The 22292-nt window shown below is 68.8% G+C and carries 19 protein-coding genes; 9 read left to right on the top strand and 10 right to left on the bottom strand.

Going from position 1 to position 22292, the window contains the following annotated elements; genetic code table 11:
- Nucleotides 1–39 precede the first annotated feature (39 nt).
- Complete coding sequence (locus BFF94_RS12390; RefSeq protein ID WP_128850407.1) at nt 40–318, top strand: hypothetical protein; 279 nt, start codon at nt 40–42, stop codon at nt 316–318.
- 157 nt (nt 319–475) lie between these two features.
- Here BFF94_RS12390 and BFF94_RS12385 read toward each other — a convergent pair whose 3' ends face one another.
- From BFF94_RS12385 to BFF94_RS12365, 5 genes are all read right to left on the bottom strand, one after another.
- On the bottom strand, nt 476–850 hold the full coding sequence (locus BFF94_RS12385; RefSeq protein ID WP_128850409.1) for a DUF2917 domain-containing protein: 375 nt from the start codon (nt 848–850) through the stop codon (nt 476–478).
- Between the two features lie 250 nt (nt 851–1100).
- Nucleotides 1101–1388 (bottom strand): hypothetical protein, encoded by a 288-nt coding sequence (locus tag BFF94_RS12380; protein WP_128850411.1) that lies wholly within the window; start codon nt 1386–1388, stop codon nt 1101–1103.
- A gap of 79 nt (nt 1389–1467) precedes the next feature.
- Nucleotides 1468–2373, bottom strand: a complete 906-nt coding sequence (locus BFF94_RS12375) for a metal-dependent hydrolase (protein ID WP_128850413.1) — start codon at nt 2371–2373, stop codon at nt 1468–1470.
- Nucleotides 2374–2403: 30 nt separating this feature from the next.
- Entirely contained in the window at nt 2404–4191 is a 1788-nt protein-coding gene (locus BFF94_RS12370) for an SDR family oxidoreductase (RefSeq protein WP_219139393.1), read from the bottom strand.
- A gap of 47 nt (nt 4192–4238) precedes the next feature.
- The gene (locus BFF94_RS12365) at nt 4239–5135 is read right to left on the bottom strand and encodes a M24 family metallopeptidase (protein WP_128850415.1); all 897 of its coding nucleotides are present in this window, start codon (nt 5133–5135) and stop codon (nt 4239–4241) included.
- Nucleotides 5136–5618: 483 nt separating this feature from the next.
- Between BFF94_RS12365 and BFF94_RS12360 the strand changes: the two genes are divergently transcribed.
- Nucleotides 5619–6896, top strand: a complete 1278-nt coding sequence (locus BFF94_RS12360; RefSeq protein ID WP_128850418.1) for an HAD family hydrolase — start codon at nt 5619–5621, stop codon at nt 6894–6896.
- Between the two features lie 81 nt (nt 6897–6977).
- Here BFF94_RS12360 and BFF94_RS12355 read toward each other — a convergent pair whose 3' ends face one another.
- The 3 genes from BFF94_RS12355 to BFF94_RS12345 form a co-directional block, all read right to left on the bottom strand.
- The gene (locus BFF94_RS12355; RefSeq protein ID WP_128850420.1) at nt 6978–7751 is read right to left on the bottom strand and encodes a slipin family protein; all 774 of its coding nucleotides are present in this window, start codon (nt 7749–7751) and stop codon (nt 6978–6980) included.
- Nucleotides 7748–9313 (bottom strand): NfeD family protein, encoded by a 1566-nt coding sequence (locus BFF94_RS12350; RefSeq protein WP_219139392.1) that lies wholly within the window; start codon nt 9311–9313, stop codon nt 7748–7750. The genes BFF94_RS12355 and BFF94_RS12350 overlap by 4 nt, the downstream gene beginning before the upstream one ends.
- Before the next feature lie 121 nt (nt 9314–9434).
- Nucleotides 9435–10469 carry an AraC family transcriptional regulator gene (locus tag BFF94_RS12345; protein WP_219139391.1) on the bottom strand — a complete coding sequence of 345 codons (1035 nt, stop codon included), beginning with the start codon at nt 10467–10469 and terminating at the stop codon, nt 9435–9437.
- Nucleotides 10470–10606: 137 nt separating this feature from the next.
- On the opposite strand from BFF94_RS12345, the gene BFF94_RS12340 reads away from it, so the two are divergent.
- The 6 genes from BFF94_RS12340 (at nt 10607) to BFF94_RS12315 (ending at nt 18195) form a co-directional block, all read left to right on the top strand.
- The gene (locus BFF94_RS12340) at nt 10607–11740 is read left to right on the top strand and encodes an acyl-CoA dehydrogenase (RefSeq protein ID WP_128846489.1); all 1134 of its coding nucleotides are present in this window, start codon (nt 10607–10609) and stop codon (nt 11738–11740) included.
- A 264-nt stretch (nt 11741–12004) separates the two neighbouring features.
- A complete protein-coding gene (locus tag BFF94_RS12335) occupies nt 12005–13711 on the top strand; it encodes an AMP-binding protein (RefSeq protein ID WP_219139390.1) in 1707 nt (568 codons plus the stop codon).
- A 109-nt stretch (nt 13712–13820) separates the two neighbouring features.
- Nucleotides 13821–15350 carry a CoA-acylating methylmalonate-semialdehyde dehydrogenase gene (locus tag BFF94_RS12330; protein WP_219139389.1) on the top strand — a complete coding sequence of 510 codons (1530 nt, stop codon included), beginning with the start codon at nt 13821–13823 and terminating at the stop codon, nt 15348–15350.
- 18 nt (nt 15351–15368) lie between these two features.
- On the top strand, nt 15369–16268 hold the full coding sequence (mmsB, locus tag BFF94_RS12325) for a 3-hydroxyisobutyrate dehydrogenase (RefSeq protein ID WP_219139388.1): 900 nt from the start codon (nt 15369–15371) through the stop codon (nt 16266–16268).
- A complete protein-coding gene (locus BFF94_RS12320) occupies nt 16268–17059 on the top strand; it encodes an enoyl-CoA hydratase (RefSeq protein WP_128845537.1) in 792 nt (263 codons plus the stop codon). Before mmsB ends, BFF94_RS12320 begins: the two co-directional genes overlap by 1 nt.
- Entirely contained in the window at nt 17056–18195 is a 1140-nt protein-coding gene (locus BFF94_RS12315) for an enoyl-CoA hydratase/isomerase family protein (protein ID WP_128845535.1), read from the top strand. Before BFF94_RS12320 ends, BFF94_RS12315 begins: the two co-directional genes overlap by 4 nt.
- A gap of 35 nt (nt 18196–18230) precedes the next feature.
- On the opposite strand, the gene BFF94_RS12310 is transcribed toward BFF94_RS12315, so the two are convergent.
- Nucleotides 18231–19151 (bottom strand): LysR family transcriptional regulator, encoded by a 921-nt coding sequence (locus BFF94_RS12310; protein WP_128845532.1) that lies wholly within the window; start codon nt 19149–19151, stop codon nt 18231–18233.
- A 178-nt stretch (nt 19152–19329) separates the two neighbouring features.
- Between BFF94_RS12310 and BFF94_RS12305 the strand changes: the two genes are divergently transcribed.
- Nucleotides 19330–20868: an MFS transporter gene (locus BFF94_RS12305; RefSeq protein ID WP_219139387.1), complete on the top strand. Its 1539-nt coding sequence runs from the start codon at nt 19330–19332 to the stop codon at nt 20866–20868.
- A gap of 37 nt (nt 20869–20905) precedes the next feature.
- Here the strand turns inward: BFF94_RS12305 and BFF94_RS12300 are convergent, their stop codons facing one another.
- Nucleotides 20906–22279 (bottom strand): efflux transporter outer membrane subunit, encoded by a 1374-nt coding sequence (locus tag BFF94_RS12300; protein WP_219139386.1) that lies wholly within the window; start codon nt 22277–22279, stop codon nt 20906–20908.
- Nucleotides 22280–22292: the final 13 nt, after the last annotated feature.

Genomic DNA, 22292 nt, shown 5'->3' with positions numbered 1-22292 from the left:
TTGCCCGATGCGGGTTCGTCCGCAATCACGGAGGTCAGCATGTTGAACTGGATCAGCCGTTGGGCGATGCGACACGCCCCCACGCCGGAAAAAACCGCCGCGTCGATGCTCGTGACGGCGCGCATGGAACTGTTCACAGCCGAACAGCGCGTCATCGATGCGAAATTACAGGCGGATTACTGGCGCACACGTGTGTCATTCCTCGAGGAGGTGCAGAAGCAAGGCATCGATCCGTGGGTGACCTCGCAGGCCTCGCAACGTCCCGACCTTGATTCCACTCCCCGAAGCACGGGCCCGCGTCTCGCCGCCAGCACCTGATGCACGTGCTGCATCAGGTGCTGCGCATCGTGCGATCGCTCGCGGCACGTACCTGCTTGCCGCGTCATTCGATGCGCACCCGCGGCGGGTTGCGCCGCGGGTGCGTCCGTTTCCGGTCGCGGCCGTTCCGCGTCTCGCGTGCGTGACGGCGCGTCGCTCATCCACTCCTTCGCCATACCCCGACGAGCAAACGTTGCACTTGTGCGAGCGTGCGTCTGAAGCGCTCGCCGCGCCGGACGTAAGCGGTCGTGATCGACGCTTCGGCCGGTCGGTCGGCATCGGTGCCGAGCCAGATGCGGTCGCCGCGCGCGATGCGCAGCACGTCGCCGGGCTGCACCCAGTAATCGTCGACGCTCGGCGGGCGCGTGATCCACAGCGCCGCGCCGTGCGCGCGGATTTCCGCGTCTTGCGGCGCGCGCCAGGTCATCGTCGTGCGCGGCGCGACCGCGAAGCGGATCACGACAGTCGGTAACGCGATCGTGCCGGCGCGGCGCCGATCGGAACGGTCAAACAGCTGGCTTGCCTGGTCCATCGTCTTCTCCATTCATTGAGCCGGACGGATGACGCGCACCAGAACAAAAAGGCCTCATCCGTTTCCGGTGAGGCCTTGTGTGACATGCGGTACTGCTCGGATGCTAACGCACAAGCGCCTCCCGTGATCCATTCTTTCGAATGTTCACCGGGCAATGATTCGCGATGGCGATGAGCTTGAACGTAGGCATGCGAACGAGTGTGTCGTGGCAGCGCAGCAATGTCAACGGTAATTTCGAGATGCGTGGCGGTTACGCGTCGCGTTGCGCGAGCCCGTTCACGAGCAGTTCGGACAACAGGCCCGTCATCCCTTCCGGGTGCGTTGCCGCGCGTGCCTTCAGTTGTTCGACGAGTTCGGCGTTGAGCTTGCACGCGAACGGCACAAGCCCCTGTTCCTGGTCGAGCTTGCGCTGCGCACGGCGGTCGAGCTTGGCGGCGTCGTCGGCGCCCTTGCCGAAACGTGCGCCGCCCGGCTGCTTCATCGCTTGCGTCAGCTTGAGCGCCTTGTTCTTTTCGAGATCGGTTTTCTTCATGGCCATCGCGGCACCTCCGGGAAATGAAGCCGCGATTGTACGCATTTCGGCGGACGCCGCCCGCGGCGCCCGCAAGAAACCCGTTTTACGCACCCTTCGTCGTGCCCCAGTTGCCGCCGTGCGCGGCCGCCTGCGCGGCCGGCGAGCGCGCGAGATAGTCGAGCGCCTGCTCGGTCGAGCCTTCGTGGTGCGGCGTATAGCCCGGCTTGAAATAGCGCAGCGCGGCACCGATCACCTTCCAGAACGACGGCAGGTGCCCGCGCCGCGAACCCTGCCACCACGCGAGCGCGAAGCCCGGGTAGCGGCCGGCGTCCGGGTCGCGCCGGTACATGAACTTCGCGCCGGTCGTGATGTAGTAGAGCAGCAGCAGGATCACGAACGCCATGTGCATGCAGCGCTCCGGATAGGTGCCGCCCATGTGCCGGTAGATGTCGAACGCGACGGTGCGGTGCTCGACTTCCTCGGCGCCGTGCCAGCGCAGCAGGTCGACCATCGTCGGGTCGGCTTTCCCTTCGTCGAGCCCGTGCGCGTTGAGCACCCAGTTGCCGAGATAGCCGAAGAAATGCTCGAGCGACGCGATCACCGCGAGCTGCTGGCGCAGCCAGAAACGCGTATGGCCGATCTTCAGCCCGAGCGGCTGCTCGCCGAGCACGCGCGTGAACAGCCGGTTGAGCTTTTGCGTAAACGGCTTCGTGTCGATCCCGTGCCGGTCGTAGTAGTGCTTGAGCACGCCGCCGTGCGAGCGCGAATGCACGGCTTCCTGCCGCAGGAAGCCTTCGGCCTCGTCGTGCAGGCGTGCATCGGTGATCAGCGGCAGCGCCTTGTTGTACACGCGGCAGAACCACAGCTCGCCTTCCGGGAACAGCAGGTTCAGCGTGTTGATGATGTGCGTGCTGCCCGGGTCGTTCGGCACCCAGGTAATCGGCGTGTCGCTGAAGTCGAACTTCACGTGCCGGGCCTTGATCTTGTGGTATTCGGCGGTAGCGGTCATCTGTGTCTCCCTGTGCGGCGTCATGCGCCGTCAATGCGATGCCATGCTGACGCGGGCGATCATCCGGCCGAGCCACGGCATGAAGCGGCCGACGAAGCGCATCGCGTGCGCCTCGCCGCCGACCGCGACGACCGGGCGGTTGCGCAGCACGCCGTCGACCATCGCCTGCGCGACGGTTTCGGGTTTCAGGCCGCGCATCTGGTACAGCTTCGTCGCGCGCTTGCGCAGCCGCGCTTCGTCCTGCGCGTTGGCGCCCGCGTACTGCGTCGATGCCATGATTCCGGTTTCCGCGAAGCCGGGGCACACGGCCGTCACGCCGATGCCTTGCTCCGCGAGTTCCGCCCGCATGCATTCGCTGAGCATCAGCACGGCGGCCTTCGTCGTCGCGTACGCGGGCAGGTCGCGCGACGGCCCGAACGCGGCGGCCGACGCGGTGTTGACGATGTGGCCGCCGGTGCCGCGTGCGGCCATCTGCTGCGCGAACAGCCGCGAGCCGTGGATCACGCCCCACAGGTTCACGTGCAGGATGCGCTCCCAGTGCCGCGTGCTCGTGTCGAGGATGCCGCCGGCCATGCCGATGCCCGCGTTGTTGATCACGATGTCCGCGCCGCCGAGGTCGCTGCCGACCCAGCCGGCGAGCGCTTCCATTGCGTCGGCGGACCCGACGTCGACGCGTTTCGCGTGTGCCTGCGCACCGGTCAGCCCGATCAGCAGCGCGGTGCGTTCGGCGCTGGCGAGATCGATGTCGCACGCGACGACCGTCGCGCCTTCGCGTGCGAACGCGAGCGCCGCGCAGCGGCCAATGCCGCTGCCCGCGCCGGTGACGACCGCGACCTTGCCGCTGAAGCGCCCGCTGGTTGCGCGGCGGCGCGCGTTCGCGAGCGCGGGCGGTTCGTTGCCCGATTCGACCGCGTCGATCAACTGCCCGGCGAGGCCCGCGAAGCGCGCGGGATCGGCGAGCGGCAGCCAGTGGCCGGCCGCGACCTCGCGGCGGTAGTACTGCGGCACCCAGCGCGACAGGTTCTCGGACAGCGCGGGGCTCACGTACTTGTCGCCGAGCGGCACGATCGTCTGCACCGGCGCATGCGCGTAGCGTTCGCGCGGCGCGAACAGGCAGCGGATGAAGTTCGCGCGATAGAGACGCACGCCGCGCGCACCGTCATCGGCCTGCGTCGCGCGCGGCGCGGCGGGCGTCTTCTCGAGCCGGCGCAGCAGGCCCGGCCATGCGCGGCCGAGCCACAGCCGCCAGCCGAGTTCGGGGATGAACGGCAGGTGGAACAGGTACACGTACCACGATCGCACGATCTGGCCGCCGAGCTTGGCCAACGACGCGGGCGTCGGGTGCAGCACGCGTTCGCGCAGCCAGAAGCCGACGTGGTCGAGGCAGGGTCCCGAGCACGACGTGTACGACGCGATGCGGCCGGCAAGGCGCGGGTCGGTGACGAATTCCCAGCCCTGGATCGAGCCCCAGTCGTGTGCGATCAGGTGCACGGCGCGGCCGGGGCAGAGTGCGTCGATCACCGCGACGAAGTCGTCGGTCAGTTTCGCAAGGTGGTAGTCGGCCGTGCGCTTCGGCACGCCGGACAGGCCCGCGCCGCGCACGTCGTACGCAATCACGTAGTGCTTGCGCGCGAGCAGCGGCGCGACGTGCTGCCAGACGCTGCTGTCGTCGGGATAGCCGTGGACGAGCACGACCGGCGAACGGGCCGGGTCGCCCCAGATCCTGACCGCGAGCGTCAGGTCGCCCGAGGCGACCGCCGTCTCGCCATGAACCGATTCGAACAGGGCCAGCGGCGCTTCGTCGGAAAGAGGCTGCATCGTGAGTCCGTCGTTCAGGGATTCGGGAGGAAGGGTGCGGGGGCGCGTCAGGCGGCGGCCGGTACGGTCGCGACGGCTTGCTTGCGCTCGGCCTGGCGGCGCTGCCAGCGGCGCACGTGCGGCAGGTCGTCGTCGAGCCAGTACGCGTCGTCGTCGGTGATCACGAGCAGTTCCTCGAATTTCGCGCCGACGCCGTCGAAGCCGAGATGCGGCTCGACGGCCCACAGGCCCGGCACGGGCGCATGCTCGGAGCGGCGGTCGATCGACCACAGCGGCGACCAGCCTTGCTGTTTCGCCGCGCGGCCCTGGTCGAGCAGCAGGTTGCGTGTCGCGTTCAGCCCGAAGCGTGCGACGAAGTGCGGCTTCGAGAGCTTGTGGATCTTCGCGACGCGATGCGCGAGCACCTTGAACGGATAGGCCTTGTGGCGCGGCTCGACGCCCTGGCGGCGGCACAGTGCGTCGACTTCCTGCGCGACCTCGGCCATCGACCGGCGCTCCTTCACGAGCCGCACGATCATGTCGCGATGGTCCATCAGGTCGTCCTGGAGCTGTTCGAGGATCGGGTTGCGGCCGAGGCAGTGCGCGTAGCCGACGTCGGCCACGATGCCGTCGAGCACGGGCGCGACGTCGAGGATCACCGGCATGTCGGTCTCGAGCTGGCGGTTGCTCGGGAAGAACGCGAGATTGAAGCCGCCCATGTGCTTGAGGCCCGAGAAGCCCTCGAACGCGGTGCGGTCGCCGAACCACGCGAACGGCTTGTGCAGCCAGTCGTGCACGCCGTTGTCCTGCAGCCATTCGGTCAGCAGGCGCGCGGCGGCCTTTTCGGTGATGCCGGGGTAGAGCATCGCGCCGACGGTTTCGACGCAGCGGTAGGCAAGCTGCTGGAGCGCGCGGAATTGCGGCAGCTCGTCGAGGTGGACTTCCGGCAGCGGGTGGTCAGCCATGATGCGTCTCCAAATGTCGGCCAGCGTTGGCGCTTCGGCGCTTACTCGGGGCCTGTGCAAAGCGGGGGGCGCTGATCCGGAATGCATCCGCTGGCGTTCCCGTCGCGAATTATTCAGTCAGCATTTAATGTGCCATTGAGTAATGTAACGATAATAGCCGGTTCGGCGTGGCGCGCCAGCCCCCGGAGATGAGGATTTCTCCTAATGAAGGGCCGAAATGGAGCGGAGACTCTAGGTTTCCGGAGGTTGGGGCCGGATGGCCGTGCGTGCGGCCGCCTTGCGACGGCCCGCCATGTCGTGCCGGATCAACTTCGCGTCGCGTCGCGACGTGACGTTGTCAAATTGCCGAAATAATTTCGTCACATCATTCGCCCCCAGTTCGAAGCCGTCCCGGCTTCGCCGCGCTGATGAGCCGCCGGTGCGCGGAGTGCGCCGCGCGGGGTAGTGACTGAAGCCAATTCGACATTTCCACGGAGAGAGACCATGCAACGCCGCCAGTTCATGAATACCCTTGCCGCGGCGACCGCTGCGACGTCGCTGATGCTCAAGGCCGGCACGGCCGGTGCGAAGAGCGCAACCGCGCCGGATGCGCTGGACCCGGGCCGCTGGTCGCCGTTCAACGCCGCGCGCCTGCAGGCGGTGCTCGACCAGCATGGCGTCGCGAGCGCGCGCTACGACGAAAAGCGCCGCCCGTACGCGGTGTTCGACTGGGACAACACGTGCATCATGAACGACTGCGAAGAGGCGCTGCTGATGTACCAGATCAACCATCTGCAGTACAAGCTGACGCCGGACGAATTCGTCGACGTGATGTGGAAGGACGTGCCGAAGGGCGCCTTCATGAAGGACTACACGACGGTGGACGGCAAGCCGGTGACGATGGAAGACCTCGCGGCCGATGTCGAATCCGACTATCGCTGGCTCTACGCGAACTACAAGGGATTCGGCGGCGACAAGAGCCTCGACGAGATTCGCGAGACCGATCAGTTCAAGGATTTCCGCGCGAAGCTGTACTTCATGTACGACGCGATCTGCGACACGCATCCGCTCGAGATCGGCTACAAGTGGATCATCTACTTCTACAAGAACATGACGACCGCCGAGCTGCAGGCGATGGCGGAAGCGTCGAACGACTACGGCATCGGCGACGCGCTGCGCAAGACCCGCTACGAAAGCCCGAAGACGCTGCCGGGCAAGGCCGGCGTGGTGGCCGACACGCATTTCCACGGGATTCGCATTCATGAGGAAATCCGCGCGGTGATGCACACGTTGCGTGCGAACGGCATCGACGTGTACGTGAGCACGGCGTCGCTCGACGATGTCGTGCGCGTGTTCGCCGGCAATCCGAACTATGGCTACGGCGTGCCGCCCGGGAACGTGATCGGCCTGCGTCTCGACATGCGGGACGGCAAGTACACGAGCACGTATCCGGCCGGCTGGCATTTCAACTGGGGGCCCGGCAAGACGGTGGGCATCCGCAACGTCCTCGAGTCGAAGAAGGGCTACGGCCCGCTGCTGGTGTTCGGCGACAGCGACGGCGACGCGTGGATGCTGCGCGACTTCAAGGACACCGCGGCCGGCGTGATCGTCAACCGGATGAAGAAGGGCGAGATCGGCGCGGACAGCAAGCTCGCGGCCGAACAGATCGGCAAGTCGGACGCGCGCTTCCTGCTGCAGGGTCGCGACGAGCGCACGGGCCTGATGATCCCGGACGAGAAGTCGATCAAGTACGGCAAGACCGAGCGCAAGCTGCTGGCTTGACGTGCGCCGGGCGCCGGGCCGTTGCGGCCCCGCGTCCATCGGGATCGATGGCAGCGCCGCGCGGGCCGGAAAACGAGCGTCTCAGCGCTCGCGCGGCGAGCCCAACCGGTCCACCAACGCCCCCACCAGATCGATCGGCAACGGAAACACGATCGTCGAGTTCTTGTCGGCCGCGATCGTCGTCAGCGTCTGCAGGTAGCGCAGCTGCATCGCCTGCGGCTGCAGCGCGAGCCGTTGCGCGGCCTGCAGCAGCTTCTCCGACGCCTGCAATTCGCCTTCCGCATGAATCACCTTCGCGCGCCGCTCGCGCTCGGCCTCGGCCTGCCGCGCGATCGCGCGCACCATCGTCTCGTTCAGGTCGACGTGCTTGATCTCGACCGTCGACACCTTGATCCCCCACGCATCGGTCTGCGCGTCGAGCGTCTTCTGGATGTCGGCGTTCAGCTGCTCGCGCTCGGCGAGCAGCGCGTCGAGCTCGTGCTTGCCGAGCACCGAACGCAGCGTCGTCTGCGAGAGCTGGCTGGTCGCGTCGAAGAAGCGCGCGACCTGGATCACGGCCTTCTCCGGATCGACGACGCGGAAATACACGACCGCATTGACCTTCACCGACACGTTGTCGCGCGTGATCACGTCCTGCGGCGGCACGTCGAACACGACGGTGCGCAGGTCGATCCGCACGACCTGCTGGACGATCGGGATGATCAGCACGAGCCCCGGCCCCTTCACTTTCCAGAACCGGCCGAGCATGAACACGACGCCGCGCTCGTACTCGCGGAAGATGCGGATCGACGACGCGACGAGCACCACGACAAAGACGATCAGGACGCTGCTGAAGCCGAACGTGTAACCCATCATGTTGGTTCTCCCTGGTGTTGTTGTTCCTGCGTCGGCATGTCGTAGAGCGGCGCGACGGTGAGCAGCAATCCGTGGCGGCCGGTGACACGCACGCGGCAGCCAGCGGCGAGCGGCACGCTGCTCGCGACGCGCCAGCGCTCGCCATGCACGCGCACCCAGCCCGCGGCCGATGGCGCGGCGCCCGCCGCGCCGTGCGGCTGGTCGGCAAGCAGGCCGTCGTCGAGCACTTCGCCGATGCTGCCGACCATCGCCTCGGCGCCCGTCACGACCGGCCGGCGCCGCGCGCGCAGCGCGACGCTCGACACGCCCGCGACGAGCAGCCCGCCGCCGAGCGCCAGGCTCCCGATCACGGGCCACGGAATCCCGTAGCCGGGCACATCGGTGTCGATCAGCATCAGCGCGCCGATCGTGAACGACACGATCCCGCCGAAACCGAGCACGCCGAAGGTCGGCAGGAACGCCTCGGCGACGAGGCAGCCGAGACCGAGCAGCACGAGGCCGAGACCCGCGTAGCTGATCGGCAGCAACTGCATCGCGAACAGCCCGACCAGCAGGCAGATCGTGCCGACGACGCCCGGCAGCACGAAGCCGGGGTTCGCGAACTCGAAGAAGAGGCCGTAGATGCCGATCGTCAGCAGGATCAGCGCGACGTTCGGATCGGCGATGATCAACAGGAAGCGGCTGCGCCAGTCGGGTTCGACCACCACGAGCGGCGCATGCGCGGTTGCGAGCCGCACCGTGCCGGCGGTGGTCGTCACGCTGTGGCCGTCGAGCTGGCGCGCGAGGTCGGCCGGATCCTGCGCGATCAGGTCGACGACGTGCTGCGCGCGCGCTTCGCTGGCCGACAGGCTGACGGCTTCGCGCACCGCGCGCTCGGCCCATTCGGCATTGCGCCCGCGCAACTGTGCGAGGCCGCGGATATAGGCCGAGGCATCCTGCATCGCCTTGCGGATCTCGGTCGATTGCGTGTCGGCCGGCAGCGCGGCCGGCGACGTGCCCGAGGTTCCCGATGCACCCGGCATCCCGGCCGGGGGCGCCCGTGGTGCGGCGGGCGTCGCGCCCGGCGGCGTGGCGCCGCCGACGCCGATCTGCACGGGCGACGCGGCGCCGAGATTGGTGCCGGGCGCCATCGCCGCGAAGTGGCTCGCATAGACGATGTAGGTGCCCGCGCTCGCGGCCCGCGCGCCGCCCGGCGCGACGAACGCGGCGACCGGCACGGGCGAGCCGAGGATGGCCTTGATGATCTGCCGCATCGACGTATCGAGGCCGCCGGGCGTGTCGAGCTGCAGGATCGCGAGCGGCGCGTGCTCGCGGGCGGCGCGGTCGAGCGAACGCACGATGAAATCGGCGCTGGCCGGCCCGATCGCGCCGTTGACGGGGATCACGATAACCGGGCGCGCGGCGGCGGGCGCCTCGGCGGGCGGCGGCGCGGCGGCCGCGGCGCATACGGCGAGCAGCGCCGCGAACAGCGCGACGCGTGCGACCCGCGCGGACAGCGGGCGACGAGGGTGGCCGTCGGGCGCGGCAGGCGCCGGCGGCAACCCGTGACGATGAAAGTGCATTGCTACGTCCGGGCGGCGCGCGACCGCGTGTCGTCCGGCTTGCGGAAAGGGCCTGGGCCCGATGCTTAAAGATTAGGCGGTTTCAGCGTAAAGCGCGAAACCACGGCCGCGCCGGCCGGATTCAGCTCGCGCCGCCGCCCCGCGCGAGCACTTCGTCGCGATAGTCTGCCGGGCTGCGACCGCTCCATTTGCGGAACGCGCGGTAGAACGCGCTGGGTTCCGCGAAGCCGGTCGCCGCCGCGACGTCGGCGATCGTGCGTGCGGGGTCGGCCAGCGCCTCGAACGCGAGATCGCGCCGCAGCGTGTCCTTGATCGACTGGTACGCATGGCCTTCCTGGTGCAGCTTGCGGCGCAGCGTGGCCTCGGCCACGTGCAGCCGCGCGGCCATCCCGCCCGCGCCCGGCCACGCGGCGGGCGGCATCCCGCGCAGCACCGTGCGCACGCGCTGCGCGAGCGCGTTCGGGTTGCGGTACTTGACGATGAAGCTCGCCGGCGCGTTGCGCAGGAACGTCTTCAGCGTCTTGGCGTTCTGCACGACCGGCAGCGTCGCGAATTCGGGATCGAAATCGACATACGAATCGGGTTCGTTGAAACGCATGTCGTCGCAGAACATCGACGGGTATTCGTGGTCGGCCGGCGGCGTGTCGCAGCGGAAGCTCGCATGCAGGAGCGGAATGCGCCGCCCGATCAGCCAGCAGGTGAGCCCGTAGACGATGATGAAATAGGTCGCATACGTGAACATCGCGGGCGTCGCGCCGGTGTTGCGGTGCACGAAACGCAGCCGCACGCGCTGCGGGTTCGCGTCGAGCTCCGCATGCAGGTCGTCGAGCACGCAGTGCATGAAATTCACCGCGCGCGCCAGCGCGTGCAGCCCGTCGCGCGCGGACAGCGCGGCCTGGCTCATCGCGATGAAGCTGCCGCACCGCATCGGGTGGCGATCCTGCCCGAAAAACTCGTCGTCAAGTGCGCGCGCGATCGCATTCCACAGTGCGCCGTATTGCTGCGCGGACACGCGCGCGCGCGGCTGCGCGAGCAGCGCGGGCGCGATGCCGGCCTGCGCGAGCAGCGGCTCGGCCGCGACGTCGCGCCGGGTGGCGAGCGCGACGCTGTAAGCGACGAGGCTGATCGCGACGGTTCCCTTGTCTTCCTGCTTCATCCGTGCCGCCGGTGTGGCAAAAACGCTCAGTGTAAATGAGCGACGCGAGCATCGAACAGTCGCGCAGGCTTGCCTACACTTGTTGCATCGAAACGCAAGGACGGTCGCGCCCGGCGGCCGCGGGAGACAGCAGCACCATGGACGAGCTTTACACCGAAGACCAGCGGATGATTCGCGATGCCGCGCGCGCTTTTGCCACCGAGGTGCTGGCGCCGAACGCCGCGCAGTGGGATCACGACGCGCACCTGCCCGATGCCGTCGTCGCGCAGCTCGGCGAACTCGGCCTGCTCGGGATGATCGTGCCGCAGGAGCTGGGCGGCGCGTATACGGACTACGTCGCCTACGCGCTGGCGATGGAGGAGGTCGCGGCCGGCGACGCCGCGTGCGCGACGATGATGAGCGTGCACAACTCGGTCGGCTGCGGGCCGATCCTCGGTTTCGGCACGCCGGCGCAGAAGGAGCGCTGGCTGGCCGACATGGCGTCCGGCCGCGTGATCGGCGCGTTCTGCCTGACCGAGCCGCATGCGGGCTCCGAGGCGCACAACCTGCGCACGCGGGCGGAACTGCGCGACGGCCATTGGGTGCTGAACGGCGCGAAGCAGTTCGTGACCAACGGCCAGCGCGCGGGTATCGCGATCGTTTTTGCCATGACCGACCCGGAGGCCGGCAAGCGCGGCATTTCCGCGTTCCTGGTGCCGACCGACACGCCGGGCTTCATCGTCGGCAAGCCCGAGAAGAAGATGGGCATCCGCGCGTCGGATACGTGCGCGATCACGTTCGAGAACTGTGCGATTCCGGAAGAGAACCTGCTCGGCAATCGCGGCGAAGGGCTGAAGATCGCGCTGTCGAACCTCGAGGGCGGGCGCATCGGCATCGCCGCGCAGGCGCTCGGCATCGCGCGCGCGGCGTTCGACAAGGCGCGCCGCTATGCGGGCGAGCGCGTGCAGTTCGGCAAGCCGATCGCCGAGCATCAGGCGATCCAGCAGAAGCTCGCCGACATGGCCGTGCAGATCAACGCCGCGCGCCTGCTCGTGCATCACGCGGCGAAGCTGCGCACGGCCGGGCTGCCGTGCCTGTCGGAAGCGTCGCAGGCGAAGCTGTTCGCATCCGAGATGGCCGAGCGCGTGTGCTCGGACGCAATCCAGATCCATGGCGGCTACGGCTACCTGGTCGATTACGAAGTCGAGCGTCATTATCGCGACGCGCGCATCACGCAGATTTACGAGGGCACCAGCGAAGTGCAGCGGATGGTGATCGCGCGGCAGCTTTGAGTCGCGACGGTCGCACCGATCGAAGCATCACGCAGGGCACGAGGGCAGCGCGGTGAACGCGGCACGCAACGACGTGACCGTGCGCCGCGCAACAGGGAATCGGGCATGGGCTGCGGCGCATGCGCCGGTTGACCGCGAGGCATGGAGACTTGCCAGGGCATGGGGCCGGCGTAAGCGCTAAAGCGCTAACGTGGGTCGACCGCGCAGGGCATGGGGCGAGAGTAAGCGCTAAAGCGCTAACTCTCACCGACAGGAGACGACACGATGACGGTACAGGCATTCCTGGACGCACGCGACTTTCTGCTGCGCCATCGCACCGACTACGAAACCGCATACCGCGAGTTCGAGTGGCCGGTGCTCGATGCGTTCAACTGGGCGCTCGACTACTTCGACCCGATGGCGCGCGGCAACGACCAGCCCGCGCTGTGGATCGTCGACGCGGCGACCGGCACGGGCGATCCGTACTCGTTCGCGCAGATGTCCGAGCGCTCGTCGCGGATCGCGAACTGGCTGCGCTCGATCGGCGTCGTGCGCGGCGACCGGATCCTGCTGATGCTGCCGAACCGTGTCGAGCTGTGGGACGCGATGCTCGCCGCGATGAAACTCGGCGCGATCGTGCTGCCCGCCACCACGCAACTGTCGCCCGACGACGTGCGCGACCGCGTGCGGATCGGCGGCGCGAAATACGCGATCGTCGACGAGAACGAAACCGCGAAGTTCGAGCAGGCCGATCTCGGCCTCAAGCAGAAAATCGTCGCCGGCACGCCGCGCGAGGGCTGGCTCGCGATGAACGACGGCTACGCGGCGAGCGCCGCGTTCGAGCCGGACGCCGTCACGCACGCGAACGATCCGATGCTGCTGTACTTCACGTCGGGCACGACGTCGAAGCCGAAGCTCGTCGAGCATACGCACCGCACCTATCCGGTCGGCCATCTGTCGACGATGTACTGGATCGGCCTGCAGCCGGGCGACATCCACTGGAACATCAGCTCGCCGGGCTGGGCGAAGCACGCGTGGAGCTGCTTCTTCGCGCCGTGGAACGCGCAGGCGTGCGTGTTCGCATTCAACTACGCGCGCTTCGAGCCGAAGGTCGTGCTCGATGCGCTCGTCAAATACCAGGTGACGACGCTGTGCGCGCCGCCCACCGTATGGCGCATGCTCGTCCAGCAGCCGCTCGCGTCGTTCGACGTGAAGCTGCGCGAGATCGTCGGCGCAGGCGAGCCGCTGAATCCCGAGATCATCGAACGCGTGAAGAAGGCGTGGGGCATCGCGATCCGCGATGGCTACGGCCAGACCGAGACGACCTGCCTGATCGGCAACTCGCCCGGCCAGCCGGTCGTCGCGGGCTCGATGGGCCGGCCGCTGCCCGGCTACCGGATCGCGCTGCTCGATCCGGACGGCGCGCCCGTGACCGAAGGCGAGGTCGCGTTGCCGATCGGCGCGGACGTCACGCGCCCGGTCGGGCTGATGAACGGCTACGCGAACAACCCCGACGCGACGGCCTACGCGATGCGCGACGGCCACTACCGCACGTCGGACATCGCGATGCGCCGCGACGACGGTTACTACGTGTACATCGGTCGCGCGGACGACGTGTTCAAGTCGTCCGACTACCGGCTGAGCCCGTTCGAACTCGAGAGCGTGCTGATCGAGCATCCGGCGATTGCCGAGGCGGCCGTGGTGCCGAGCCCCGACCCCGTGCGGCTGTCGGTGCCGAAGACCTTCATCACGCTGCGGCAAGGCTACGAGGAAAGCCCCGCGCTCGCGCTGGAAATCTTCCGTTTCTCGCGCGAGAAGCTCGCGCCGTACAAGCGCATCCGCCGCCTGCAGTTCGCGGAATTGCCGAAGACGATCTCGGGGAAGATCCGTCGCGTCGAGCTGCGCCGCCGCGAAATCGAGCGCGGCGACGACGTGACCGCGCGAATGCCCGGCGAATACTGGGAAGAAGATTTCGCCGCAGAACTGAAATGACCGACCGCGGGCCGCGCGCGCCGCATTCCGCGGCCGGCACCCGCAGCCGAATTGAACCGGCCGCCGGGCGGAATTCCGCTTCGCGGCCCTCTGCCAGGAGAAAGGATCGATGAACGCGAATCCGACGCCCCGTACGGGGCAAGACGTGCCGACGGTCAAGCTGCTGATCGACGGCGCCTTCGTCGAGTCCGCCACGAACGAGTGGCGCGACATCGTCAACCCGGCGACGCAGCAGGTGCTCGCGCGCGTGCCGTTCGCGACCGTCGCGGAAGTCGACGCGGCCGTGCAGGCCGCGCACGCCGCCTATGCGACGTGGAAGAACACGCCGATCGCCGCGCGCATGCGCATCATGCTGAAGTTCCAGGATCTGGTGCGCACGAACCAGCAGCGCATCGCGAAGACGCTGACGGCCGAGCAGGGCAAGACGATTCCCGATGCGGAAGGCGACATCTTCCGCGGCCTCGAAGTGGTCGAGCACGCGTGCTCGATCGGCTCGCTGCAGCTCGGCGAATTCGCCGAGAACGTCGCGGGCGGCGTCGACACCTACACGCTGCGGCAGCCGCTCGGCGTGTGCGCGGGCATCACGCCGTTCAACTTCCCCGCGATGATTCCGCTGTGGATGTTCCCGATGGCGATCGTGTGCGGCAACACGTTCGTGCTGAAGCCGTCCGAGCAGGACCCGATGTCGACGATGGAACTCGTCGAACTCGCGATCGAGGCCGGCATACCGAAAGGGGTACTGAACGTCGTGCACGGCGGCAAGGAAGTCGTCGACGCGATCTGCACGCACCCGCTCGTGAAGGCGATCTCGTTCGTCGGCTCGACTGCGGTCGGCACGCACGTCTACAACCTCGGCAGCGCGAACGGCAAGCGCGTGCAGTCGATGATGGGCGCGAAGAACCATGCGGTCGTGCTGCCCGACGCGAACCGCGAGCAGGCGATCAACGCGCTCGTCGGCGCGGGCTTCGGCGCGGCCGGCCAGCGCTGCATGGCGACGTCGGTCGCCGTGCTCGTCGGCAACGCGCGCGACTGGCTGCCGGACATCGTCGCGAAGGCGAAGGCGCTGAAGGTCAACGCGGGCTCGGAAGCGGGCACCGACGTCGGGCCGGTCGTCTCGCGCGGCGCGAAGGCGCGCATCCTGTCGCTGGTCGAAACGGGCGTGAAGGAAGGCGCGAAGCTCGAACTCGACGGCCGCGACGTGACGGTGCCCGGCTACGAGCAAGGCAACTTCATCGGCCCGACGATCTTCTCGGGCGTGACGCCCGACATGTCGGTCTATACGCACGAAATCTTCGGGCCCGTGCTGGTCGTGATGGAAGCCGACACGCTCGACGACGCGATCGCGCTCGTCAACGCGAACCCGTTCGGCAACGGCGTGGGCCTGTTCACGCAGAGCGGCGCGGCCGCACGCAAGTTCCAGAGCGAGATCGACATCGGCCAGGTCGGCATCAACATCCCGATTCCGGTGCCCGTGCCGTTCTTCAGCTTCACCGGTTCGCGCGGCTCGAAGCTCGGCGATCTCGGCCCGTACGGCAAGCAGGTCGTGCAGTTCTATACGCAGACCAAGACGGTCACCGCGCGCTGGTTCGACGACGACACGACGGCCGGCCCGGTGAATACGACGATCCGGCTGCATTGAGCGGCGGAGGACACGAAAATGAAAATCGGATTTATCGGCCTCGGCCACATGGGCGCGCCGATGGCGCTGAACCTGCTGAAGGCGGGCCATGAAGTGCACGCGTTCGACCTGAGCGCCGACGCATTGCGCGCGCTGCAGGATGCCGGCGCGCAGGTGGCCGCGTCGCCGCGCGATGCGGCGTCGGGCGCGACGTTCGTGATCACGATGCTGCCGGCCGCGCCGCACGTGCGTTCGGTGCTGTCCGGCGAGAACGGCGTGCTGGCCGGCCTCGGCGCGGGCGCGACGGTGATCGATTCGAGCACGATCGACCCGGCGAGCGCGCAGGCGTTCGGCGCGCTGGTGCGCGAGCACGGCGGCGCGTTCGTCGATGCGCCCGTTTCGGGCGGCACCGGCGGCGCGGCGGCCGGCACGCTGACCTTCATGGTCGGCGGCAGCGATGTGGATTTCGAGCGCGTGAAGCCGGTGCTCGCGGGCATGGGCAAGAACATCGTCCACTGCGGCGCGACGGGCATGGGGCAGGTTGCGAAGGTCTGCAACAACCTCGTGCTCGGCATCTCGATGGCGGCCGTGTCGGAGGCGATGTCGCTGGGCGTCGCGCTCGGCATCGACCCGAAGGTGCTGGCCGGCATCGTCAACACGTCGACGGGCCGCTGCTGGAGCTCGGATACCTACAACCCGTATCCGGGCGTGATCGAGACCGCGCCGTCGTCGCGCGGCTACTCGGGCGGCTTCGGCACCGACCTGATGCTGAAGGATCTCGGCCTCGCGAACGATGCGGCGAAGCAGGCGCGCCAGCCCGTCTATCTCGGCGCGCTCGCGCAGCAGCTGTACCAGACGATGAGCAGCCGCGGCGACGGGCAGCTCGATTTCTCGGCGGTGATCCGCCTGTACCAACCGGCAACGAAGAAGGACGCGTGATGATCGAACTGGACTACGTCGACGACGGCGCGATCGCGTGCGCGACGCTCAAGCGTCCGCCCGCGAACGCCTTTACCGCCGACGGGCTGCGGCAATTGCAGGCAACCGTCGCCGAACTGAATGCGAACCCGCGCGTGCGCGCGCTGGTGATCACCGGCGACGGCCCGAAGTTCTTCAGCGCCGGCGCCGATCTCAACACGTTCGCCGACGGCGACCGCGCGGTCGCGCGCGCGATGGCGTCGCGCTTCGGCGCGGCGTTCGAGGCGCTGCACGATGCGCGCGTCGTGACGATCGCGGCGATCAACGGCTATGCGATGGGCGGCGGTCTCGAATGTGCGCTGGCCTGCGACCTGCGGATCGCCGAGACGCATGCGCAGATGGCGCTGCCCGAGCCGTCGGTCGGCCTGCTGCCGTGCGGGCTCGGCACGCAGACGCTGCCCTGGCTCGTCGGCGAAGGCTGGGCGAAGAAGATCATCCTGACCGGCGCGCGCGTCGATGCGGCCACCGCGCTCAGGATCGGCCTCGTCGAAGACGTGGTCGAAAGCGGGGCCGCACGCGATGCGGCGCTGGCGCTGGCCCGTAACGTCGCACGGCAAAGCCCGCACGCGGTCGCGTACAGCAAGGAGCTGATCGGCCTTGCACGCCGCGGCGTGCCGCGCGGCGCGGCGCTCGCGGTAGAGCGCGAGCGCTTCGTCGACCTGTTCGACACGAACGACCCGCGCGAAGGCGTGGCCGCGTTTCTCGGCAAGCGCGCGCCGCAATGGCATACCGAGGGAGAGCCGCAACGATGAGCACGCCGGTGACGAATCACGATGGGTTCGCGGAGCATGCGCCCGAGGTGCTGTTCCGCGTGGTGAACCGCGTGGCGCTGATCACGCTGAACCGGCCGGCCGCGCTCAACGCGCTGTCGTACGCGATGATCGGCGAGTTGGCCGCGCTCCTCGAGCGCTGCCGTGACGACGACCAGATCGTCGCGGTCGTGCTGCGCGGCGCGGGCGAGAAGGGCTTCTGCGCGGGCGGCGACGTGCGTGCGCTGTACCGGATGGTGGCTCAGCGCGAAACCTGGCTGCCGTTCTTCGTCGACGAATACCGGCTCGACTACGCGATCCACACGTTCCCGAAGCCGGTGGTCGCGCTGATGGACGGCGTGACGATGGGCGGCGGCATGGGCCTCGCACAGGGCGCGGCGCTGCGCGTGGCCACCGAACGCAGCAGGATCGCGATGCCGGAGACGCGCATCGGCCTCGTGCCCGATGTCGGCGCGACGCATTTCCTGTCGCGCATGCCGGTCGAACTCGAGTTGTATGTCGGGCTGACCGGCGCGATGTTGTCGGGCGCCGACGCGCTGGCCGCGAAGCTCGCGGACCTGTGCGTGCCGTCCGCGTGGCTCGACACGTTCGAGACGCGCATCGAGAGCGTCAAGTGGGACGGCGATGCGCTGCCGTTGCTGCGCAAGGTGTTCGAGCCGCCGTGCAACGTCGTGCCGCATGCGACGCTCGACAGCCAGATGCCGTGGATCGTCCGCCACTTCGACAAACGCTCGACCGTCGAGCGGATCGTCGCGACGCTGACGCAGGATCTCGCTCGTGAAGAGCTGTCGCGCGAGCACCGTCAATGGCTGCAGGCGACGCTCGATGCGCTCGCCGGCCATTCGCCGACGATGCTGCACGTGACGCGCGAGGCGCTGCTGCGCGGCCGGCAGATGACGCTCGCCGAATCGTTCCGGATGGAGCTCGGCATCGTCGCGCGCGCGATCGAGGAAGGCGATTTCTGCGAGGGCGTGCGCGCGCATCTCGTCGACAAGGATCGCAAGCCGCGCTGGGCGCCCGCGTCGCTCGTCGAGCTGCGCGCCGAACGTGTGCGGCATTTCCTGACGTCGCCGTGGAAGCTGTTCGCGCATCCGCTCGCCGACCTCGGCGCGGCGTGATGACCCGACGCGCCGCGCGGCGCGTCGGTTTCACCTCACCTCGTTTGATCCTGGCGCTCGATCATCGGCGGAATCGCCTGCGCGAGCGCGTCGATCACGCAGCGCGTCTTGCGCGGCAGATAACGTGTTTTCGGCCAGATCGCGTGGATGTCGCCTTCGCAGACGAAGCAGCGGTCGAGCACGACCGTCATCTCGCCGCGCTTCACGTAGTGGTCGAGCAGCCAGCTCGGCAGCCATGCGATCCCGAACCCCGACGCGCCGGCGGCCGCGATCGCCTGCACGTCGTCGAAACTGAGCTGGTGCGGCATGTCGACGCGCACCGTCGAGCCGTCCGGCGCGCGCAGGTCCCACGGCTGAATCACGCCCGAGCGTGAATACGCGATCGTCCGGTGGTGCTTCAGGTCGTCGAGCGTCTTAGGCATCCCGTAGCGCGCGAGATACGACGGCGCCGCGCCGAGGCTGCCGTATTGCGTGCCGAGCCGCCGCACCGCGAGGCTCGTGCTGTCCGCGAGCGTGCCGATCCGCACCGCGAGATCGATGCCTTCCTCGACGAGATCGACGAAGCGGTCGGTGATCGACACGTCGATCCGCAGATGCGGATAAGTGCGCGCGAGGTCGAGCACGATCGGCATCACGCAGTGGTGCCCGAACGCGAGCGGCACGCTCAGGCGCAGCTTGCCGCGCGCCTCGTTGCGGCCGCAGTCGAGATCGGCTTCCGCCGCTTCCAGTTCCGACAGCGCACGTACGCAGCGGTCGTAGTACGCCTGGCCGTCGTCGGTCAGGCTCTGGCTGCGCGTCGTGCGCTGCAAAAGCCGCGCGCCGAGCCGCTTCTCGAGCCGCGCGACCGCCTTGCCGACGGCCGAGCGCGTCATGTCGAGCCGCTCCGCGGCGAGCGCGAAGCTGCCCGATTCCACCACCTGGACGAAGGTCGTCACGCCGTCGAGTCTGTCAGTCATGGCAGGTTGTGTTGATTGAGTCCTGTGATTCCCCAGTCAGGAGAAGCAGGTGCGTCAATGGGGATTGAAATTCTCACTATAGTACCGATTCCCGTCCAGCGTGCGTCGCCGGCCGCACGCGGCGAATCCTTCTCACCTGGAGGCGCACGGCCCGTTGCCGGGCCGCGGCGCAATACGCATGACGCTATCCGACTCCCGCAGGAATGCGGTCGCGCTCGCGGCCGTCTGTCTCACGTCGCTGATGTTCGGCCTCGAAATCTCGAGCGTGCCGGTGATCCTGCCGACGCTCGAACACGTGCTGCACGGCGACTTCAACGGCATGCAGTGGATCATGAATGCGTACACGATCGCGTGCACGACGGTGCTGATGGCGGCCGGCACGCTCGCCGACCGGTTCGGCCGCAAGCGCGTATACGTGATCGGCACCGTGCTGTTCGGCGCGACGTCGCTGCTGTGCGGGCTCGCGCCGAACGTGCCGGTGCTGGTCGCGGGCCGGCTGCTGCAGGGCGCCAGCGGCGGCGCGATGCTGATCTGCCAGATTGCCGTGCTGTCGCACCAGTTCCGCGAGGGCCGCGAGCGCGGCCGTGCATTCGGGATCTGGGGGATCGTGTTCGGGATCGGGCTCGGCTTCGGGCCGATCGTCGGTGGTGCGATCGTCGCGCTGGCGAGCTGGCCGTGGGTGTTCCTCGTCCATGCGCCGCTCGCGGCCGTCGCGCTCGCGCTGATCGGCGGCGCGGTGCAGGAGTCGCGCGATCCGCATGCGGGCACGCTCGACGTCGCGGGCATCGTCACGCTGTCGCTCGCGGTGCTCGGCCTCGCGTTTTACATCACGCAGGGCGCGGAGCTCGGGCTGACGAGCGCCGCCGGCCTCGGCGTGCTCGGCGCGACCGTGCTCGCAGTGGCCGGTTTCTTCGTCGCGGAACGCGCCAGCGCGCGGCCGATGTTCGACTTCTCCGTGTTCCGGATTCGCGCGTTTACCGGCGCGATCTTCGGCTCGATGGGGATGAACTTCAGCTTCTGGCCGTTCATGATCTACCTGCCGATCTGGTTCCAGGTCGCGCTCGGCTACGACAGCGTGACGGCCGGTCTTGCATTGCTCGCCTACACACTGCCGACGCTGGTCGCGCCGCCGTTCGGCGAACGGCTGGCGCTGCGCTACGGGCCGGGCGTCGTGATTCCGGGCGGCCTGTTCACGATCGCGGCCGGCTTCGCGCTGATGCGGCTCGGCAGCGCGGCCGACCACGCGAGCTGGCTCACGATGCTGCCTGGCTGCGTGATCGCCGGCATCGGGCTCGGGCTCACGAACACGCCCGTCACCAACACGACGACGGGCGCGGTGCCGAGCGCGCGGGCCGGGATGGCGTCGGGCATCGACATGAGCGCGCGGATGATCTCGCTCGCGCTGAACATCGCGGCGATGGGCTTCGTGCTGGTCGCGGGGATCGTCGCGAGCCTGAAGGGCGGGGCGGCGGGCGCGATCGGCGACGCGGCGCTGCGCCGGCTCGCGCAGGAGATCGCGTCGGGCCGCACCGACGGGTTGCAGGCGATCGCGCCGGCGCTTGCGCAGGCCGACCCGACCGGCGCGGCGCTGCATGTGGCGCTCGTGCACGGGTTCGGCTGGGTGATGGTGTACGGCGCGGCGGGCGTGGCCGTGCTCGCGACCGCGAGCGCGGTGGCGTTCGCGCCGGCGCGGCGCAGGGCGGCCGTGTGCGAATGACGCCGTGCGTGGCCGGGCCGGTACGTTGGGCCGCCGGTCAGGACGTCCCGCCGCCGAGTGCGCGGTAGAGCGTCATCTGGTTGTTGAGCCGGTTCAGCCGCGTCAGTTCGTCGGCGCTTTGCGCGTTCCTCAGCACCTGCTGCTGGTCGAGCCACGGCTGCACGGCGGTCGCGCCGGCCGCGAAGCGCGCGGCGGCAAGCTGCTCGGCACGCCGCGCCTGGGCCAGCGACAGCGCGCGCTGTTCGGCCTCGCGTTCGAGCTGCACGCGCGCCGACAGCGCATTCTCGACTTCCGCGAGCGCCGTGTAGAGCCGCTGGCGGAACCCGACGACCGCTTCCTCGTATTGCGTCTTCGACACCTTGATCTGCAACTGCATCGTGTTCCACTGGATGAACGGCAGCGCGAGGCCGAGCCCGAGCGTGCCGACCGGATTCGCGAGCACGCGCTCGAGGCTCGTGCTCGACGTGCCGGCCTGGCCGGTCAGCGTGAAGGCCGGGTAGAAGCTCGTGCGCGTCGCGTCGACCTGCGCGAGCGACTCGCGCAGCCGGAATTCCGCCGCGCGCAGGTCGGGGCGCCGGCCGAGCAGGCTGGCCGGCAGGCCGGCCGCCACGTCCGGCGGCGCCGCGTCGGGCAGCGCCGGCGGTTCGGCCGCGCGCTGCTGCGGCGGCCGGTCGAACAGGATCGCGAGCGCATGGCGGTTCTCGGTGCGCTGCTGGATCAGGCGCGTCTGCGCGGCGCGTTGCTCGGACAGGCTCTGTTCGGCCTGCGCGAGATCGAGCCCCGACACGGCGCCGGCCGCGTGGCGCGACCGCACGACCGCGAGCGTGCGCACCGCATACGCGATGTTCGCGTCGCCGAGCGCGATCTGCCGGTTCAGATAGCCGAGCTGCCAGTACAGCGACGCCGTCGTGCCGATCAGCGACAGCCGCGCGGCTTCGAGATCGGCGGCCGTTGCGTCGGCCTCCCAGCGCGCGGCATCGCGCAGCGCGGCCAGCCGGCCCCACAGGTCGATTTCATAGCTGAGCGAACCGTTGACGCCGCTCGAGCGGCTAGTCCGATGCGTATCGAGCGTGCGCGACACGGCGCCGTTCGCGCCGAGCGACACGGAGGGCGTCAGGTTCGTGTCGGCGAGCCCGGCCTGCAGTTGCGCGCGATACACGCGGATCGCCGCGATCGCGAGGTCGTTGTTGGCGCGCAGCGCGTCGTCGATCAGCGCGTCGAGTTGCGGATCGCCGAAGCTGCGCCACCAGTCGCGCGTCGTGGCCGGCGCGTTGGCCGCGACCGGCGCCGCCCAGTTGGCGGGCATCGCGACGGCGGGCAGCGGCTCGTGGCGCGCGCCCGCGCAGCCGGCCAGCAGCGCGGCGGCGCACGCGAATGCGCCCAGGCGGCGCAGCGGTGAGGAATGCGTCATGGCAGGCCTTTCG

It is taken from the genome of Burkholderia catarinensis (assembly GCF_001883705.2).
Lineage (GTDB): Bacteria > Pseudomonadota > Gammaproteobacteria > Burkholderiales > Burkholderiaceae > Burkholderia > Burkholderia catarinensis.
The sequence above is the reverse complement of the archived record's forward strand: the minus strand, read 5'-3'. Positions and strand labels throughout refer to the sequence as shown.